We start from the raw sequence: 16643 nt of genomic DNA, 5'->3' as shown, positions 1-16643 counted from the left end.
GTAAAATGAAGAGTAATAATATTTATTAAAGAGGTAAAAACATGATTGAAGCAAGTAAATTAAAAGCTGGTATGACCTTTGAAACAGCTGACGGAAAATTGATCCGCGTTTTGGAAGCTAGCCACCACAAACCAGGTAAAGGAAATACAATCATGCGTATGAAATTGCGTGATGTCCGTACTGGTTCTACATTTGACACAAGCTACCGTCCAGAGGAAAAATTTGAACAAGCTATTATCGAGACTGTCCCAGCTCAATACTTGTACAAAATGGATGACACAGCCTACTTCATGAATACAGAAACTTACGACCAGTACGAAATCCCTGTAGTCAACGTTGAAAACGAATTGCTTTACATCCTTGAAAACTCTGATGTGAAGATCCAATTCTACGGAACTGAAGTGATTGGTGTTACCGTTCCTACTACTGTCGAATTGACAGTTGCAGAAACTCAACCATCTATCAAAGGTGCTACTGTTACAGGTTCTGGTAAACCAGCAACTATGGAAACTGGACTTGTCGTAAACGTTCCAGACTTCATCGAAGCAGGACAAAAACTCGTTATCAACACTGCAGAAGGAACTTACGTTTCTCGTGCCTAATCTCTAGAAAGAGGTCATTCTATGGGAATTGAAGAACAACTTGGCGAAATCGTTATCGCCCCACGTGTACTTGAAAAAATCATTGCTATTGCTACTGCAAAGGTAGAGGGTGTACACTCTTTTTCAAACAAATCAGTGTCTGATACCCTTTCAAAACTTTCTCTTGGCCGTGGTGTTTATCTTAAAAACGTGGACGAAGAACTCACAGCTGATATCTATCTCTACCTTGAGTACGGAGTAAAAGTTCCTAAGGTAGCTGTTGCTATCCAGAAAGCTGTTAAAGATGCCGTCCGCAATATGGCTGATGTAGAACTCGCTGCTATCAATATCCACGTTGCAGGTATCGTCCCAGATAAAACACCAAAACCAGAATTGAAAGATCTATTTGACGAGGACTTCCTCAATGACTAGTCCACTATTAGAATCTAGACGCCAACTCCGTAAATGCGCTTTTCAAGCTCTCATGAGCCTTGAGTTCGGTACGGATGTCGAAACTGCTTGTCGTTTCGCCTATACTCATAATCGTGAAGATACGGATGTGCAACTTCCAGCCTTTTTGACAGAGCTCGTTTCTGGTGTTCAAGCTAAAAAGGAAGAACTAGACAAGCAAATCACACAGCATTTAAAAGCAGGTTGGACCATCGAGCGTTTAACGCTCGTGGAGAGAAACCTCCTTCGCTTGGGAGTCTTTGAAATCACTTCATTTGACACCCCTCAGTTGGTTGCTGTTAACGAAGCTATCGAACTTGCAAAGGACTTCTCAGATCAAAAATCTGCTCGTTTTATCAATGGACTGCTCAGCCAGTTTGTAACAGAAGAACAGTAAAAAGAAAAAGTGTTTGACAAATATCAAACACTTTTTCTTTTACTTCCCACTATCTAAAAAAACGATAATAGATATAATTGTAAACAAAAATCCAGATAGGTTTTGCATGATTGAGAAAGTTAAAAAAACTATGGCAGAGAATCGTTAATCTCAGATTGTCGGTAGAACGATAAACAAGAGCGAAAAAGAGACCAATCAGACTATAATATAATAAACTAATTGGGTCCCGGTGAGATAGTATCAAATGACTAAGTCCAGAGATAAGGCCTGATAAGATGACATCTAAATAGTACTTTGACTTAGGAAAGAAGGTATTCATAAAATACCCTCTATCAAGAGTCTCCTCAAAAACAGGACCGATGATCACAGGCAGGACAAAAGATAAGATAGTCGATAAAAAAGTTGGTTGTCCATTTGAAAGAACCACGGTAAAATACTCATCATGAATATTCCTATGATTAATTAAATGAGCATAGCGTGTCCAAAAATTACCGAGAATCTGATAAACCACATAAGTTGCAAATAAGTAGAAGACAAATGACCAGTTCCAGCTCTTTTTTTCAAAGATAAAGAGCATCTTTTGCTTTTTTAACCACCAAATTAATAGAAGGTAAATTCCTACTAATCCTATTGTTAAAATAAGAGAATAGACATCAGCGCCTAACCCTAAAATGATTGCCACATACAATCCAATTGTTTGTGGTAAATAGGTAGATAGTAAAATAATAAGCAAAAATATTCCAAATTGTCTTAGTTTCTTTGTGTTTCTCATCGTACTTTTTTGAAAGATTATCCTGCTCGGAAGCCGTACTTCCAAGCATCTCTATAAGAATTAAGTGCCCCTTGCCCCATATAGGGGGCAAATTCTCTATAATATAAGCATCTACCATATCCATCTTCCCAAACAGCAAGACCACCTGAAGTTTGCTCTAAGTCCTCAGTTGAAAGAACTGTAAATGTTTCTGTACCTGTCATTGCAAGTACCTTCTTAAAATAGATTATTGTAAGCTTGCATCTAACAGTATACATCTTTTTTGTCTATTTTATAGTCTATCTCCTCAACTGTCAATTTTTCGTCCTGAATTGCATTTTTCCATAAAAAATGAGACCTTTCTAGTCTCATTTAGTCATTCTTAATACTTTCTAAAGCGCTGGTAACGTTCTTCAATAAGTTGGTCGAGCGGTAGTTCTTGCAACCTATCTAGTTCTGCACGTAATTCATTTTTAACACAAGCTAGCAGTTCTTTACTTGAGAAATCCTCTTCTGGAATTATCTTGTCTACGATTCCCATTTCTAGAAGTTCATGTGAAGTGATTTTCATCAGCTCCGCTGCTTCCATAGCACGACTTCCATCCTTCCAAAGGATCGAGGCAAATCCTTCAGGGCTAAGTACTGCGTAGATTGAGTTTTCTAACATCCAGACACGGTTAGCTACAGCTAGTGCTAATGCACCTCCAGACCCTCCTTCACCGATAATAATGGCGATGATTGGAACCTTGAGGTCGCTCATTTCCATCAGGTTTCGGGCAATTGCTTCACCTTGTCCACGTTCCTCGGCTCCAACACCTGGGTAAGCACCTGCCGTATTGATAAAGGTCACAACTGGACGGCCAAACTTTTCTGCCTGTTTCATCAGGCGAAGAGCCTTACGATAGCCTTCTGGATGAGGTTGCCCAAAATTTCGTTTGAGGTTATCATGAAGACTCTTCCCTTTTTGGATACCGACGACTGTGACTGCTTGGTCACCTAACCAGCCAATTCCACCAATGACCGCACCATCATCTCGGAAAGAGCGATCTCCATGCAATTCGATAAACTCATCGAAGATGCCATTGGCAAAATCAAGGGCTGTCAAGCGACTTTGCTCGCGTGCCTCTCTGACTATTTTTGCAATATTCATCCGCGACTTCCTCCATGCAATCTTACTAATTTAGCAATTGTTTCAGGCAATTCTCTCCGTTTGACAATTGCATCAACAAATCCATGTTCAAGCAGAAATTCTGCCTTTTGGAAGTCATCCGGCAAGGTCTCACGAACTGTATTTTCGATAACACGACGTCCAGCAAAACCAACCAAACTCTGTGGCTCCGCTAGGATAATATCCCCTTCCATAGCAAAAGAAGCGGTCACCCCACCTGTTGTCGGATCGGTTAAAATAGTTAGGTAAAAAAGTCCTGCCTTGGAATGACGTTGAACTGCCGCAGAAATCTTAGCCATCTGCATCAAGCTCATGATTCCTTCTTGCATACGGGCTCCACCAGAAGCTGTGAAGAGAACGACTGGCAAGTTTTCTACCGTTGCATACTCAAACAAGCGCGTGATTTTTTCACCCACAACGGTTCCCATAGAAGCCATGATAAAGTTTGAATCCATGATCCCAAGGGCAACTTTTTGTCCCTTGATGCTAGCTGTACCAGTCAGTACTGCTTCATCCAAACCTGTCTTTTCACGCATACTAGCTAGTTTTTTCTGGTAGCCAAGAAAGTTTAATGGATCTTGAGTTTCAATACCCGTAAACATCTCCACAAAGGTGTCAGAATCAATCGTCAAATCCAAGCGTTCCTGAGCTGAAATACGGAAAGTATAGCTACAATGGGGACAAATTCGTTCGCTCCCAAGATCCTTTTGGTAAATGGTGTGTTTACAACCAGGACACTGGGAGAAGAGTTCATCCGGAACCTCAGGCTTGGCTTGTGGTTTCTGCCTTACGGAACGGTTAGGATTGATCCGAATATACTTATCCTTTTTACTAAATAGAGCCATAACTCCCCCTTTTAGTTCTCATACTGTTTGAAAGTCTATTCTTTTTCTTGGTATTTTGGCAAGAAAGTTTCCATCAAGAAGGAAGTATCGTAGTCACCAGCGATAACTCGGCGGTCTGAAATCAGATCCAACTGGAAGTCTGCATTGGTTTGCACTCCTTCAATATCAAGTTCATAAAGTGCCCGTTGCATTTTCATCAAGGCATCAAAACGATTCTCCCCATGAACAATGATTTTGGCAATCATACTATCATAGTAAGGAGGAATGGTATAACCTGGATAAACCGCTGAGTCCACGCGCAAGCCAACTCCACCACTTGGTAGATAGAGATTGGTAATTTTACCTGGGCTTGGGGCAAAGTTAAATGCTGGATTTTCTGCATTGATCCGGCACTCGATAGCATGACCTCGTAGGACAATATCTTCTTGTTTGAAAGGTAAAGGTTGCCCAGCAGCAATGCGAATCTGCTCTTTCACGATATCAACACCTGAAACAAACTCTGTGACTGGGTGTTCCACTTGCACACGAGTATTCATTTCCATGAAGTAGAAATTGCCACTCGCTTCATCGAGAAGAAATTCAATCGTCCCTGCATTTTCATAGCCAACAGACTCTGCTGCACGAACGGCTGCAGCACCAATTTCATGACGAAGGGTTTTGCCAATCGCAATGGATGGGCTTTCTTCTAAGACCTTTTGGTTATTCCGTTGGAGTGAACAGTCCCGTTCACCAAGATGGACAACATGACCCTCTTGGTCCGCAAGAATCTGAACTTCGATATGACGAGCTGGATAAATCACACGCTCAAGATACATAGCGCCATTTCCAAAGTTGGCCTTGGCTTCACTGGATGCTGTCTCAAAGGCTGCGACCAAATCTTCCGCCTTTTCAACCTTACGAATCCCTTTTCCACCACCACCTGCCGATGCCTTAAGCATGACTGGATAGCCAATTTTTTCTGCAACTGCAAGCGCCTCTTCAGCCGTGTGAACTTCACCATCAGATCCTGGGATAACTGGAACCCCAGCCTTGATCATTTGCTCACGCGCATTGATCTTATCCCCCATGGTATCCATTACTGCCCCAGAAGGACCGATGAACTTAATCCCCACTTCATCACACATCGTGGCAAACTTGGAGTTTTCGCTAAGAAAACCAAAACCTGGGTGGATGGCTTCTGCTTCTGTCAAGACTGCAGCAGATAAAATAGCGTTGATATTGAGATAAGATTCTGTCGCCTTACCAGGTCCGATACAGATAGCTTCATCCGCTAGGAGTGTGTGAAGAGCTTCCTTATCAGCAGTTGAATAGACTGCTACGGTCGCAATGCCCAATTCACGCGCAGCTCGAATAATGCGAACCGCAATCTCACCACGGTTGGCAATCAAAATTTTACGAAACATGGAGAACCTCCTTAGTTTCCAATTGCAAAGGTAAGAGTACCACTCGCTGCAAGCTTACCATCTACTTCAGCCTTTGCTTCAACCACAGCAATCGTACCACGACGTTTGACAAAAGTAGCCGTCATGACCAATTGATCACCTGGTACAACTTGCTTCTTGAACTTAACCTTGTCCATGCCAGCATAGAAGACCAGTTTCCCTTTATTTTCAGGTTTGGACAATTCCAATACACCAGCAGTCTGAGCCAAGGCTTCCATGATAAGAACACCTGGCATGACTGGGTATTGAGGAAAATGACCATTGAAGAAAGGTTCGTTGATGGTCACATTTTTAATGGCAACAATGGTATCCTCGCTCACTTCCAAGACACGATCCACTAGGAGCATGGGGTAGCGATGGGGTAGAGCTTCTTTGATTCCTTGAATATCGATCATTTGATACGTACCAATCCTTTACCGAATTCAACCATTTCTTCATTTGAAACGAGAATTTCTGTCACCACACCATCCTTAGGTGCAGGAATTTCATTCATGACTTTCATGGCTTCGATGATCACCAAAGTCTGACCTTTTTTAACACTGTCTCCGACTGTGACAAAGGCAGGTTTATCTGGTCCAGCGGCCAAGTAAGCCACCCCTACAAGTGGACTTTCAACAACATCACCCTCTGGAGCAACAGTCGTTTCAGCTGGTGCTGGTGCTTCTTCCACAGAACTCTCTACTGGAGTTGAAGGGGCAGAAACTACTGGACTTGCAGCTACTGCAGTTGGCACTGGAGCAACTTGAGCTGGCGCTTCAGAAGCCATCCTTGCTTCATTCTTGCTGAACTGCAATTCATCCGTTCCATTTTTATAAGAAAATTCTCTCAAACTTGATTGGTCAAATTGAGCCATCAAGTCCTTGATCTCATTTAAATTCATAATTATTTATTCTCCCAACGTTTGAAAGCAAGAACCGCATTGTGTCCACCAAAACCAAAGGTATTTGAAATAGCATAAGGGATTTCTTGCTCCAAGCCCTGTCCATAAACGACATTCGCTTCGATATAGTCTGATAACTCGCTTGTTCCAGCTGTCATTGGTACATAGTTATGACGCATAGCTTCGATTGTAGCGATGGCTTCGACTGCCCCTGCAGCACCAAGCAAGTGTCCTGTAAAGGACTTGGTTGAAGATACTGGTACTTCTTTACCAAGAACAGCTACAATGGCACTACTTTCTCCTTTTTCATTAGCAGGAGTTGAAGTTCCATGGGCATTGACATAAGCCACTTGTTCTGGAGAAATCTCTGCCTCTTCCAAAGCTAATTTAATTGCCTTGATTGCACCTTGACCTTCTGGATGAGGTGAAGTCATATGGTAAGCATCACAGGTATTTCCATAACCAACTACTTCAGCCAAGATAGTTGCGCCACGTTTTTCAGCATGTTCAAGACTTTCAAGAACCAACATACCTGAACCTTCTCCCATCACAAAACCATTACGGTCTTTATCAAACGGAATAGAAGCACGAGTTGGATCTTCTGTAGTCGATAGGGCAGTCAATGCTTGGAAACCAGCGATGGCAAAAGGAGTGATAGATGATTCTGATCCACCTACTAACATGACATCTTGGAAACCAAACTTTATGGAACGGAAGGCATCGCCAATAGCATCATTTGATGAGGCACAGGCTGTATTGATTGATTTACAGACACCGTTTGCTCCAAAGCGCATGGCAACATTTCCCGAAGCCATATTTGGCAAGGCTTTTGGAAGTGTCAATGGCTTAACACGTTTTGGGCCTTTCTCATGAAGACGGATAACTTGGTCTTCGATTTCTTTAATTCCCCCAATACCTGAGGCAACGATGACACCAAAACGATCTTTATCAATTGCTTCTACATCAAGATTTGCATTTGTCACCGCTTCTTGAGCCGCATACAAGGCATACAAAGAATAGTTATCAAAACGGTTGGTATCTTTTTTGACAAAGTATTTATCAAAGGGGAAGTCTTGAACTTCTGCCGCATTGTGCACAGCAAATTCGCTGTGGTCAAACTTAGTGATTTCTCCAATTCCAATCTTCCCAGTTTGCAAACTGTTCCAAAATTCTTCTGGAGTATTTCCAATAGGAGAGGTCAATCCATAACCTGTTACTACAACTCGATTTAGTTTCATCTGTCTTACCTATATCTTTCCTTATTTTTTACATGCTAAGTCCGCCATCAACAGCGAGAACTTGTCCTGTCAAATAATCCTGTCCAGCCAGGAACACTGTAGCATCTGCGATATGTTCTGCTTGACCAAAATGTTTCATTGGGATTTGAGCCAATGTCGCTTCCTTGACCTTATCAGACAAAACAGCAGTCATATCCGATTCGATCATCCCTGGTGCAAGAGCATTTACACGTACATTGCGATTGGCAACTTCACGTGCTACTGACTTGGTAAAACCAATCAAACCTGCTTTAGAAGCTGCATAGTTGGCCTGCCCAATATTTCCCATCAAACCGACCACACTGGACATATTAATGATAGCACCTTCACGCGCCTTAATCATCTGTTTCAAGACTGCTTGCGTCATGTTGAAGGCACCTGTCAAGTTGATCTTAATCACTTTTTCAAAGTCTTCTTCTGTCATCTTGAGCATAAGCGTATCTTGAGTGATCCCAGCATTGTTGACCAAGACATCAACAGAACCGAGTTCCGCAATCGCTTGATCTACCATACGCTTGGCATCTGCAAAGTCTGAAACATCACCTGAAATCGGTACTACTTTGACACCATAGTTTGAAAACTCAGCCAGCAATTCTTCTGAGATTGCTCCTCGACTATTCAAAACTACATTAGCGCCTAGTTTGGCAAATTTGTGAGCAATGGCAAGTCCGATACCACGACTTGAACCTGTAACAAAGATATTTTTATTTTTTAGTTGCATTCTATTCTCCTATTTCCTGTTGTATTTTCTGGGAGAAGGGGTCACTAGTTTCCTAGCAAAGCATCCAAGCTTGTTTGATCTTCAACGTTAGCTAGCTTAGCAGTTTTATCGATTTTTTTGACAAATCCTGATAGGACTTTTCCAGGGCCGATTTCAATAAAGTTGGTTACCCCAGCATCCTGCATCACAGCAATACTTTCATAAAAACGAACAGGTTCTTTCACCTGACGCGTCAAGAGCTCTTGGATTCGATCTTTTTCCATAACAGTAGCTTCCGTATTGCCGACTAGTGGGCAAGTAAAATCAGAGAAACTCACTTCCTCAAGAGCTTCAGCTAGTTTCTGACTGGCTGGCTCTAAAAGTGCTGTATGGAAAGGGCCAGATACATTTAAAGGAATCAATCGTTTTGCTCCTGCTTCCTGCAAGAGTTCAACTGCGCGGTCAACCGCAGCCACCTCGCCACCGATGACGATTTGGCTTGGGGTGTTGTAGTTGGCTGGAGTCACTACTCCAACTTTAGAGGCTGTTTCACAAGTTTCCTCAATCACTTCAACTGGAGTATTGAGAACCGCAACCATCTTCCCAGAGCCTGCAGGTGCAGCCTCTTCCATATAAGCACCACGCTTAGCAACCAAGGCAACTGCATCCTCAAAGTCCAAGGCACCACTTGCTACAAGAGCCGAATATTCTCCGAGAGACAGTCCTGCCACCATATCTGGCTGATAGCCTTTTCCTTTCAATAGTCGATAAATAGCAACGGATGTAGCTAGAATAGCTGGTTGCGTGTAACGAGTCTGATTTAACTTTGCTTCATCATTGTCAATCAAGTCACGAAGGTCATACCCTAAGACTTGGCTAGCTTGGTCAATTGTTTCCTTGACGATAGGATAGCGATCATAGAGATCACGTCCCATCCCTAGATACTGAGCACCTTGGCCCGCAAATAGAAAGGCTGTTTTAGTCATTTCTTGTAACTCCTGCCCAACGAGCAGCTTCTTCTTGAATTTTTTCAGCTGCACCGTAGTAGATATCTTTTAAGATTTCTTCAACAGTTTCTTCTTTAGAAATCAAACCTGCAATCTGGCCGGCCATGACAGATCCGCCTTCTACATCTCCATGAACAACGGCTTTAGCAAGAGCACCAGCTCCCATTTGCTCAAAGATTTCTAAATCTGGATTTTCTTGTTTAAAGGCATCCTTTTCAGCTTGCTCAAAATCACGAGTCAACTGGTTTTTAATGGCACGAACTGCGTGGCCAAAATGTTGTGCTGAAATCGTTGTATCAATATCACGAGCTTTTAAAATTTTAGCTTTATAGTTTGGATGAGCATTAGACTCTTTGGCAACTACAAAACGAGTTCCTACTTGAACAGCTTCTGCGCCAAGCATAAACCCAGCCGCTGCCCCCTCACCATCTGCAATACCACCAGCAGCAATAACTGGAATTGAAACAGCTGCAGCAACTTGGCGAACCAAGGTCATCGTTGTTAATTTACCAATGTGTCCACCAGCTTCCATCCCTTCTGCAATGACGGCATCTGCACCAATTTTTTCCATGCGTTTTGCCAAAGCAACACTAGGAACAACAGGAATAACTGTAATTCCTGCATCATGGAAACGGTTCATGTATTTACTTGGATTTCCAGCACCAGTTGTAACCACCTTAACCCCTTCTTCAATCACGAGATCAACGATATCTTCTACAAAAGGTGACAAGAGCATGATGTTGACACCAAAAGGTTTATCCGTAAGTGATTTGATTTTATCGATATTAGCCTTTACGACCTCTTTAGGTGCATTTCCACCACCGATGATTCCCAAACCACCAGCTTTTGATACTGCACCAGCCAAGTCGCCATCAGCAACCCAGGCCATTCCTCCTTGAAAAATAGGATAATCAATGTTCAATAATTCTGTAATACGTGTTTTCATAGTGCCTCCATCATTCCTTGCTTACGTAATAGTTCGATAAGTTTATCATTTGAATTTCAAACTATTACCTAAACAAGAGGGAGCGGGTCTCCCCTACTCCTTCTAGTAATATGCTAATTATTTTGTTTGCTCTTCAACGTAAGCAACCAAGTCACCAACTGTTTTCAAGTTATCTTCTGCTTCGATTTGGATATCAAAAGCATCTTCAATTTCAGAGATTACTTGGAACAAGTCCAATGAATCTGCATCCAAATCATCAAAAGTAGATTCAAGTGTTACTTCTGATGCGTCTTTCCCAAGTTCTTCAACGATAATTTCTTGTACTTTTTCAAATACTGCCATGATAGGACTCCTTTAAAATATAAAATTTTATAACTATGTGTTTACCACATGATTACCTAGATTGTAAGAATGAGTGTGCCCCATGTCAAACCTCCACCGAAGCCTGATAGGAGAATCGTCTGGCTACCATCTAAACGAATCATGCCATTCTCCACACACTCTGAGAGCAAAATCGGGATACTTGCTGCACTGGTATTTCCATACTCCATCATATTGGCAGGAAGCTTATCTCGGTCTACACCGATTTTCTTAGCCATCTTATCCAAAATGCGGATATTTGCCTGATGAAGCAAGAGATAATCCAAGTCCGATGCTGCGATTGGACCATTTTCAATGGTTTCCTTGATTGATCTAGCAACATCACGATTTGCAAAATCAAAAACTGCTCGTCCATCCATCTTCAGAAAAGCAGGAACTGCTTCTTGATCTGAGAAAGGCGAAGCCAAAGCCGTTTGACCATAGGTCAAACACTCGCTCCGAGAGCCATCTGTATAGAGACTTTCCACAAGGAAGTGACGTGTTTCGCTCGCTTCCAAGAGAACACCACCAGCACCATCTCCAAAGAGAACAGCTGTCGAACGATCAGACCAATCAACTGCCTTGGATAAGGTTTCAGCCCCGATAACAATCCCTTTTTTGAACTGTCCAGAACTTAAAAACTTTTCTGCAGTTGAGAGAGCGAATACAAAGCCACTGCAAGCTGCCGTCAGATCAAAGGCGAAAGCTCTATGAGCTCCGATATTTGCCTGAACCCGAGCTGCTGTAGAAGGCATCATCGAATCAGGAGTAATCGTCGCTACAATGATAAAATCAATCTGATCCGCTGTTAAGCTTCCTTTATCCAATAAGCTCTTCGCAACTTCTGTCGCCAAGTCACTTGTAGACTCTGTTTTTGAGATATGTCTCTGTTTAATTCCTGTCCGACTTGAAATCCACTCATCGCTTGTATCCATGATTTGAGCCAAGTCATGATTAGTGACCACTTGCTCTGGAACATAATGAGCAACTTGGCTTATTTTAGCAAAGGCCATTATTTCAAATCCTCCAAAAATTGATAAAGGTTCGTCAAGCCTCTGCCCATGACTTTCTTTTCCTCGGGACTCATGCCGTCAATAATTCTTTCGACCATGGCCTTGTGGAATCGTTTGTGAAGGCGGTGAAGCAAACGACCTTTCTTTGTCAAATGCAGATAGACCACACGACGGTCTTGGTCAGAACGAATACGCTCAATGTAACCCTTTCTTTCTAGGTTATTCAAGCTGGTCGTAACTGTTCCCAGGGTCACCATCAGTTCTTTGGAAACCTTACTAGGCGTCGCCTCAGGGAACTTCCCAATCACATCAATCGTGTGCATTTCTTTGATGGAGATGTCTTTGAATCGACTACCTCGTAAGCTAACCTCCTCAATCACAAGGACGTTATTGAAAATAGATGTTAAATAATCATTTACTTGTTGGTAGTCCAAACTTTTTCCCTCCTCCTCAAAAAACTTTCACAATCAAAACATTTGATAGAAAAAGTATAACAAACTTCAAAGAATTGTGCAAGTATTTTTTTATTTTCCTGAAAATTTTGGTCTTCTTCTTTCAGAATGTGCTCGAACCCCTTCTTTAAAATCTTCAGTTAAAGATAAAGATTCCTGCAGTTTCAATTCCAATTCGGCATAATCTTGCCAATCCTTAAATTGACTTTCCCAAACCAATTTTTTAATCGCTGCGTATGAGTTTGCTGAACCTCGTCTTAATTTTTTCAGAACTTGTTCTCTTGTTTTTTCTAATTTGTCAGCTTCACAAACGCGGTATACTACGCCCCATTCCAGTGCTTTTTCTGCGGTCAAGGCTTCACCTGTCATAGCAAGTTGTGCAGCTCGTGTTACCCCGATACTACGACTCAAGAGATGAATCCCACCAGCGTCCGGCGCCAACCCAACTCCAACAAAGGCTTGGATGAATTTTGCCTTGTCAGTCGCCAAGCAAAAATCAACTGCTACTGCCATATTTGCCGCAGCACCTGCAACTGCTCCATCTACCTCCATCAAAACAGGCTTAGGAATTTGCTTGATTTTAAAAGAAATTGTATTGACTAATTCTGCAATCTTATTCAAAGAAGGGATATCATCTTCGTCTACTGCTCGTTTCATCTCAACCAAGTCTCCCCCAACTGAAAAGACCTTCCCATTAGCATTAATCAAGATGAACTGAACAGCTTGATCCTGCTCTGCTAGGGTCAAAGCTTCTAAAATTTCCTCACACATTGGGATATGGAAACCATTTGCCACTTCGGGACGATTCAAAGTAATAATAGCCAGATCATCTACGATCTGATATAAGATATGATTCATAGCTTCTCCTTTTCTTTTATAAGACAATGAAATTATTTTATTTTCAAAGTATACCTTTTTTTGGATAAAGAGGCAAGGAAAAACTAAAGGAAAGTGTCTCAGCTGATTATTTCCCCATTATTTATGAGTGTGAGTGAAATTTGACTCTCTTACTTTTAAACTGTTGTCGCTTTTCAGAATAAGTTAGCATTTACTTCTATTGTAATAGGGAGCTATTTTCTTCATTGAAAAATGCCCCTCTTTCTGCTATAATCGTATAAAATACTTACTTGAGGAGTCCTTATGAAGGTTGTAAAATTTGGTGGAAGTTCGCTTGCCTCTGCTGGTCAGTTAGAAAAAGTTTTAAACATCGTTAAAAGTGATAAGGAACGCCGTTTTGTAGTCGTTTCTGCACCCGGAAAACGCAATGCTGAAGATACTAAAGTAACCGATGCCTTGATTAAATACTATCGCGACTATGTGGCGGGAAATGATATCAACGCTAGTCAAAGCTGGATCATTGACCGTTATGCCGCTATGGTTAGTGAACTAGGCCTAAAACCTGCCGTTTTAGAAAAGATTTCTAAAAGCATTCGGGCCTTGGCAACTCTTCCTATAGAAGACAATGAATTTCTCTACGATACTTTCTTAGCAGCTGGAGAAAATAACAATGCCAAACTCATTGCAGCCTACTTTAACCAAAACGGCATTGATGCACGTTATGTTCATCCAAGAGAAGCTGGAATCGTTGTCACAAGTGAACCAGGAAACGCACGTATCATTCCATCTAGTTATGACAAGATTGAAGGCTTGGCTGATAGCAACGAAGTCCTTGTCATCCCTGGTTTCTTTGGTGTGACTAAGGAAAATCAAATCTGTACTTTCTCACGTGGGGGTTCAGATATTACTGGTTCCATTATCGCAGCAGGTGTTAAGGCTGATCTCTATGAAAACTTTACGGACGTAGACGGTATCTTCGCTGCCCACCCTGGTATTATCCATCAACCACACTCCATTCCTGAATTAACCTACCGTGAAATGCGTGAGTTGGCTTACGCCGGATTTTCTGTCCTTCATGATGAGGCCCTTCTACCTGCCTACCGCGGAAAAATTCCTCTTGTTATCAAGAATACCAACAATCCTGACCATCCAGGAACTCGTATCGTTCTAAAACACAGTAGCGATAAATTCCCAGTCGTTGGGATCGCTGGTGATTCTGGATTCGTCAGCATCAACATGTCTAAATACCTCATGAACCGCGAGGTTGGATTCGGTCGTAAGATTCTTCAAATCCTTGAAGATCTTAACATTGGTTGGGAACATATGCCAACAGGTATCGACGATCTTTCAATCATCCTTCGTTCCCGTGAATTGACTCCTATCAAGGAGGAAGAAATTCTGCGTCAGTTAGTTCAAAAGGCCGAAGTGGACCATGCTGAAATCGAACATGACCTTTCAATCATTATGATTGTCGGAGAAAAGATGAAGAGCCATATCGGGGTAACTGCTACTGCAACACGCGCTCTATCTGAAAACAAAATCAACATCCAGATGATGTCCCAAGGCTCAAGTGAAGTTTCCATCATGTTTGTTGTCAATAAAGAGCAAGAAAAGGCAGCTATCAAGGCTCTCTACCACGCCTTTTTCGATGAAAGTAAGGAAGATTAATCATGGCCCAATCACTCAATAAAGTCATTGACTTACAAACCACTGGAACATCCTATCTTTCCATCTCGGGAAAAGTCGGAAAATTTCTAGTTGGGGATCAAGCCTTAGAGTTTTATCCTGATGTCAATGTCGAACAATATATCCAAATTCCCTGGTCAAGTATTCAGCAAATTGGAGCCAACGTAAGTGGTCGCAAAATCAGTCGCCACTTTGAAGTCTTCACTGATCAAGGAAAATTCCTCTTTGCTTCAAAAGACTCAGGTGCCATTCTTAAAATTGCTCGCGAAAAACTGGGCAATGACAAGGTTGTGAAACTTCCTACTTTACTCCAGACCATTGGTCAAAAATTCAAAAATCTATTTGCAAAAAAGTAGAAACTTTAGTATAATCATAGCAACGGATAAGTAGGTTATCCTCTTCTTCCAGAAAGTCTGCGGGTGCTGCGAGCAGATAGGAGGGGTAAGTGAAATTCTACCGTTAGTAACAATTACATACACAATCAAGTGCACACCTGTGAAGTTGGATGGAACCGTGGCCCTGCCACTCCAACGCTTTGTCAGGTGTGTTTTTTTCATAAAGGAGTTCTTATGTTAGATATTAAACGTATTCGTACAGACTTTGATGCTGTCGCAGAAAAATTAGCTACACGTGGTGTAGATTCTGCTGCCTTAAACGAGATGAAAGAAATCGATGCTAAACGCCGTGATATCTTGGTCAAGGTTGAAAACCTTAAGGCAGAACGCAACACAGTTTCTGCTGAGATTGCCCAAGCCAAGCGCAACAAGGAAAATGCCGATGACAAGATTGCTGCGATGCAAACCCTATCTGCTGAAATCAAAGCCTTGGATGCTGAATTGACGGACATCGATGCTAAATTGACAGAATTTACCACTACTCTTCCAAACATCCCCGCTGACAGTGTTCCTATCGGAGCTGACGAAGATGACAATGTGGAAGTCCGCCGTTGGGGTACTCCACGTGAGTTTGACTTTGAACCAAAAGCTCACTGGGATCTTGGTGAAGATCTTGGTATCCTTGACTGGGAACGTGGAGCAAAAGTTACTGGTGCTCGCTTCCTCTTCTATAAAGGCCTTGGTGCTCGTTTGGAACGTGCCATCTACAACTTTATGTTGGATGAGCATGGAAAAGAGGGCTATACTGAAGTCATCACACCATACATGGTTAACCATGATTCTATGTTTGGTACTGGTCAATATCCAAAATTCAAGGAAGATACTTTTGAATTGAAAGATACTAATTATGTCCTTATTCCTACCGCAGAAGTGCCTTTGACAAACTACTATCGCGATGAAATCCTTGACGGTAAAGACCTACCAATCTACTTTACCGCTATGAGTCCTTCATTCCGTTCTGAGGCTGGTTCAGCTGGTCGTGATACACGTGGCTTGATTCGTTTGCACCAATTCCACAAGGTTGAAATGGTCAAATTTGCCAAACCAGAGGAATCGTATGAAGAATTAGAAAAAATGACGGCCAACGCTGAAAACATCCTTCAAAAACTCAATCTTCCGTACCGCGTTGTTGCACTCTCTACTGGAGACATGGGCTTCTCAGCTGCTAAGACTTACGACTTAGAAGTTTGGATTCCAGCGCAAAATACCTATCGTGAAATCTCAAGCTGTTCAAATACAGAAGATTTCCAAGCCCGTCGTGCCCAAATCCGTTACCGTGATGAAGCCGATGGCAAGGTTAAACTCCTTCACACCTTGAACGGTTCTGGACTTGCAGTTGGGCGTACAGTAGCTGCCATTCTTGAAAACTACCAAAACGCAGATGGTTCTGTGACCATCCCTGAAGTTCTTCGTCCATATATGGGTGGCGCTGAAGTTATCAAACCATAAAAAATAA

Annotated in this window: 21 protein-coding genes; 6 read left to right on the top strand and 15 right to left on the bottom strand. The window is 42.1% G+C overall.

Translation table 11 applies throughout. From position 1 onward, the window contains the following. Nucleotides 1-41: 41 nt before the first annotated feature. The 3 genes from efp to nusB are packed head-to-tail and all read left to right on the top strand — an operon-like array spanning nt 42 to nt 1428. On the top strand, nt 42-602 hold the full coding sequence (gene efp / locus PG086_RS02125) for an elongation factor P (protein ID WP_000568640.1): 561 nt from the start codon (nt 42-44) through the stop codon (nt 600-602). A gap of 21 nt (nt 603-623) precedes the next feature. After that, nucleotides 624-1013 (top strand): Asp23/Gls24 family envelope stress response protein, encoded by a 390-nt coding sequence (locus tag PG086_RS02120; protein WP_000510584.1) that lies wholly within the window; start codon nt 624-626, stop codon nt 1011-1013. After that, the gene (gene nusB, locus PG086_RS02115; protein WP_268704492.1) at nt 1006-1428 is read left to right on the top strand and encodes a transcription antitermination factor NusB; all 423 of its coding nucleotides are present in this window, start codon (nt 1006-1008) and stop codon (nt 1426-1428) included. The genes PG086_RS02120 and nusB overlap by 8 nt, the downstream gene beginning before the upstream one ends. A 49-nt stretch (nt 1429-1477) precedes the next feature. Here nusB and PG086_RS02110 read toward each other — a convergent pair whose 3' ends face one another. The 15 genes from PG086_RS02110 to PG086_RS02040 all read right to left on the bottom strand — a co-directional run bounded on the left by PG086_RS02110 (nt 1478) and on the right by PG086_RS02040 (nt 13127). Beyond that, nucleotides 1478-2200: a CPBP family intramembrane glutamic endopeptidase gene (locus PG086_RS02110; RefSeq protein WP_268704493.1), complete on the bottom strand. Its 723-nt coding sequence runs from the start codon at nt 2198-2200 to the stop codon at nt 1478-1480. Nucleotides 2201-2217: 17 nt separating this feature from the next. Next, complete coding sequence (gene briC / locus PG086_RS02105) at nt 2218-2403, bottom strand: biofilm-regulating peptide BriC (protein ID WP_270747627.1); 186 nt, start codon at nt 2401-2403, stop codon at nt 2218-2220. Between the two features lie 158 nt (nt 2404-2561). Further along, a complete protein-coding gene (locus tag PG086_RS02100) occupies nt 2562-3329 on the bottom strand; it encodes an acetyl-CoA carboxylase carboxyl transferase subunit alpha (RefSeq protein ID WP_270747625.1) in 768 nt (255 codons plus the stop codon). Then, nucleotides 3326-4192, bottom strand: coding sequence for an acetyl-CoA carboxylase, carboxyltransferase subunit beta (gene accD, locus PG086_RS02095; RefSeq protein ID WP_270747623.1), 867 nt, complete (start codon nt 4190-4192; stop codon nt 3326-3328). The genes PG086_RS02100 and accD overlap by 4 nt, the downstream gene beginning before the upstream one ends. Before the next feature lie 35 nt (nt 4193-4227). Continuing rightward, a complete protein-coding gene (gene accC / locus PG086_RS02090) occupies nt 4228-5595 on the bottom strand; it encodes an acetyl-CoA carboxylase biotin carboxylase subunit (RefSeq protein WP_000488663.1) in 1368 nt (455 codons plus the stop codon). A gap of 11 nt (nt 5596-5606) precedes the next feature. Beyond that, nucleotides 5607-6029, bottom strand: coding sequence for a 3-hydroxyacyl-ACP dehydratase FabZ (gene fabZ / locus PG086_RS02085; RefSeq protein ID WP_000565515.1), 423 nt, complete (start codon nt 6027-6029; stop codon nt 5607-5609). Continuing rightward, nucleotides 6026-6514, bottom strand: a complete 489-nt coding sequence (gene accB / locus PG086_RS02080) for an acetyl-CoA carboxylase biotin carboxyl carrier protein (RefSeq protein WP_001052302.1) — start codon at nt 6512-6514, stop codon at nt 6026-6028. The genes fabZ and accB overlap by 4 nt, the downstream gene beginning before the upstream one ends. Before the next feature lie 2 nt (nt 6515-6516). Continuing rightward, nucleotides 6517-7752 (bottom strand): beta-ketoacyl-ACP synthase II, encoded by a 1236-nt coding sequence (gene fabF / locus PG086_RS02075; RefSeq protein ID WP_057488697.1) that lies wholly within the window; start codon nt 7750-7752, stop codon nt 6517-6519. Nucleotides 7753-7780: 28 nt separating this feature from the next. Continuing rightward, on the bottom strand, nt 7781-8512 hold the full coding sequence (gene fabG / locus PG086_RS02070) for a 3-oxoacyl-[acyl-carrier-protein] reductase (protein ID WP_084853560.1): 732 nt from the start codon (nt 8510-8512) through the stop codon (nt 7781-7783). A gap of 44 nt (nt 8513-8556) precedes the next feature. Next, nucleotides 8557-9477, bottom strand: a complete 921-nt coding sequence (gene fabD / locus PG086_RS02065; RefSeq protein WP_270747619.1) for an ACP S-malonyltransferase — start codon at nt 9475-9477, stop codon at nt 8557-8559. Further along, the gene (gene fabK, locus PG086_RS02060; protein ID WP_000857448.1) at nt 9470-10444 is read right to left on the bottom strand and encodes an enoyl-[acyl-carrier-protein] reductase FabK; all 975 of its coding nucleotides are present in this window, start codon (nt 10442-10444) and stop codon (nt 9470-9472) included. The genes fabD and fabK overlap by 8 nt, the downstream gene beginning before the upstream one ends. A 117-nt stretch (nt 10445-10561) precedes the next feature. After that, nucleotides 10562-10786, bottom strand: a complete 225-nt coding sequence (locus PG086_RS02055; RefSeq protein WP_000257840.1) for an acyl carrier protein — start codon at nt 10784-10786, stop codon at nt 10562-10564. Nucleotides 10787-10842: 56 nt separating this feature from the next. Continuing rightward, nucleotides 10843-11817 (bottom strand): beta-ketoacyl-ACP synthase III, encoded by a 975-nt coding sequence (locus PG086_RS02050; RefSeq protein WP_000852975.1) that lies wholly within the window; start codon nt 11815-11817, stop codon nt 10843-10845. Then, nucleotides 11817-12251, bottom strand: a complete 435-nt coding sequence (locus tag PG086_RS02045) for a MarR family winged helix-turn-helix transcriptional regulator (protein WP_000386333.1) — start codon at nt 12249-12251, stop codon at nt 11817-11819. The genes PG086_RS02050 and PG086_RS02045 overlap by 1 nt, the downstream gene beginning before the upstream one ends. Before the next feature lie 90 nt (nt 12252-12341). Further along, nucleotides 12342-13127, bottom strand: coding sequence for an enoyl-CoA hydratase (locus PG086_RS02040; RefSeq protein WP_084872548.1), 786 nt, complete (start codon nt 13125-13127; stop codon nt 12342-12344). Nucleotides 13128-13409: 282 nt separating this feature from the next. Between PG086_RS02040 and PG086_RS02035 the strand changes: the two genes are divergently transcribed. The 3 genes from PG086_RS02035 (at nt 13410) to serS (ending at nt 16636) form a co-directional block, all read left to right on the top strand. Then, nucleotides 13410-14774 (top strand): aspartate kinase, encoded by a 1365-nt coding sequence (locus PG086_RS02035; RefSeq protein ID WP_000869628.1) that lies wholly within the window; start codon nt 13410-13412, stop codon nt 14772-14774. 2 nt (nt 14775-14776) lie between these two features. Further along, nucleotides 14777-15148 carry a DUF956 family protein gene (locus tag PG086_RS02030; protein ID WP_000079370.1) on the top strand — a complete coding sequence of 124 codons (372 nt, stop codon included), beginning with the start codon at nt 14777-14779 and terminating at the stop codon, nt 15146-15148. Nucleotides 15149-15361: 213 nt separating this feature from the next. Continuing rightward, nucleotides 15362-16636: a serine--tRNA ligase gene (gene serS / locus PG086_RS02025; protein ID WP_000884241.1), complete on the top strand. Its 1275-nt coding sequence runs from the start codon at nt 15362-15364 to the stop codon at nt 16634-16636. Nucleotides 16637-16643: the final 7 nt, after the last annotated feature.

The sequence above is a fragment of the Streptococcus halitosis genome (genome assembly GCF_027691175.1).
Classification (GTDB): Bacteria; Bacillota; Bacilli; order Lactobacillales; family Streptococcaceae; genus Streptococcus; species Streptococcus halitosis_A.
The sequence above is the reverse complement of the archived record's forward strand: the minus strand, read 5'-3'. Positions and strand labels throughout refer to the sequence as shown.

Bases quoted from the DNA above. Each gene is read 5' to 3' on its own strand.
- efp (WP_000568640.1), top strand. From the start codon at position 42: ATGATTGAAGCAAGTAAATTAAAAGCTGGTATGACCTTTGAAACAGCT.
- PG086_RS02120 (WP_000510584.1), top strand. From the start codon at position 624: ATGGGAATTGAAGAACAACTTGGCGAAATCGTTATCGCCCCACGTGTA.
- nusB (WP_268704492.1), top strand. From the start codon at position 1,006: ATGACTAGTCCACTATTAGAATCTAGACGCCAACTCCGTAAATGCGCT.
- PG086_RS02110 (WP_268704493.1), bottom strand. From the start codon at position 2,200: ATGAGAAACACAAAGAAACTAAGACAATTTGGAATATTTTTGCTTATT.
- briC (WP_270747627.1), bottom strand. From the start codon at position 2,403: ATGACAGGTACAGAAACATTTACAGTTCTTTCAACTGAGGACTTAGAG.
- PG086_RS02100 (WP_270747625.1), bottom strand. From the start codon at position 3,329: ATGAATATTGCAAAAATAGTCAGAGAGGCACGCGAGCAAAGTCGCTTG.
- accD (WP_270747623.1), bottom strand. From the start codon at position 4,192: ATGGCTCTATTTAGTAAAAAGGATAAGTATATTCGGATCAATCCTAAC.
- accC (WP_000488663.1), bottom strand. From the start codon at position 5,595: ATGTTTCGTAAAATTTTGATTGCCAACCGTGGTGAGATTGCGGTTCGC.
- fabZ (WP_000565515.1), bottom strand. From the start codon at position 6,029: ATGATCGATATTCAAGGAATCAAAGAAGCTCTACCCCATCGCTACCCC.
- accB (WP_001052302.1), bottom strand. From the start codon at position 6,514: ATGAATTTAAATGAGATCAAGGACTTGATGGCTCAATTTGACCAATCA.
- fabF (WP_057488697.1), bottom strand. From the start codon at position 7,752: ATGAAACTAAATCGAGTTGTAGTAACAGGTTATGGATTGACCTCTCCT.
- fabG (WP_084853560.1), bottom strand. From the start codon at position 8,512: ATGCAACTAAAAAATAAAAATATCTTTGTTACAGGTTCAAGTCGTGGT.
- fabD (WP_270747619.1), bottom strand. From the start codon at position 9,477: ATGACTAAAACAGCCTTTCTATTTGCGGGCCAAGGTGCTCAGTATCTA.
- fabK (WP_000857448.1), bottom strand. From the start codon at position 10,444: ATGAAAACACGTATTACAGAATTATTGAACATTGATTATCCTATTTTT.
- PG086_RS02055 (WP_000257840.1), bottom strand. From the start codon at position 10,786: ATGGCAGTATTTGAAAAAGTACAAGAAATTATCGTTGAAGAACTTGGG.
- PG086_RS02050 (WP_000852975.1), bottom strand. From the start codon at position 11,817: ATGGCCTTTGCTAAAATAAGCCAAGTTGCTCATTATGTTCCAGAGCAA.
- PG086_RS02040 (WP_084872548.1), bottom strand. From the start codon at position 13,127: ATGAATCATATCTTATATCAGATCGTAGATGATCTGGCTATTATTACT.
- PG086_RS02035 (WP_000869628.1), top strand. From the start codon at position 13,410: ATGAAGGTTGTAAAATTTGGTGGAAGTTCGCTTGCCTCTGCTGGTCAG.
- PG086_RS02030 (WP_000079370.1), top strand. From the start codon at position 14,777: ATGGCCCAATCACTCAATAAAGTCATTGACTTACAAACCACTGGAACA.
- serS (WP_000884241.1), top strand. From the start codon at position 15,362: ATGTTAGATATTAAACGTATTCGTACAGACTTTGATGCTGTCGCAGAA.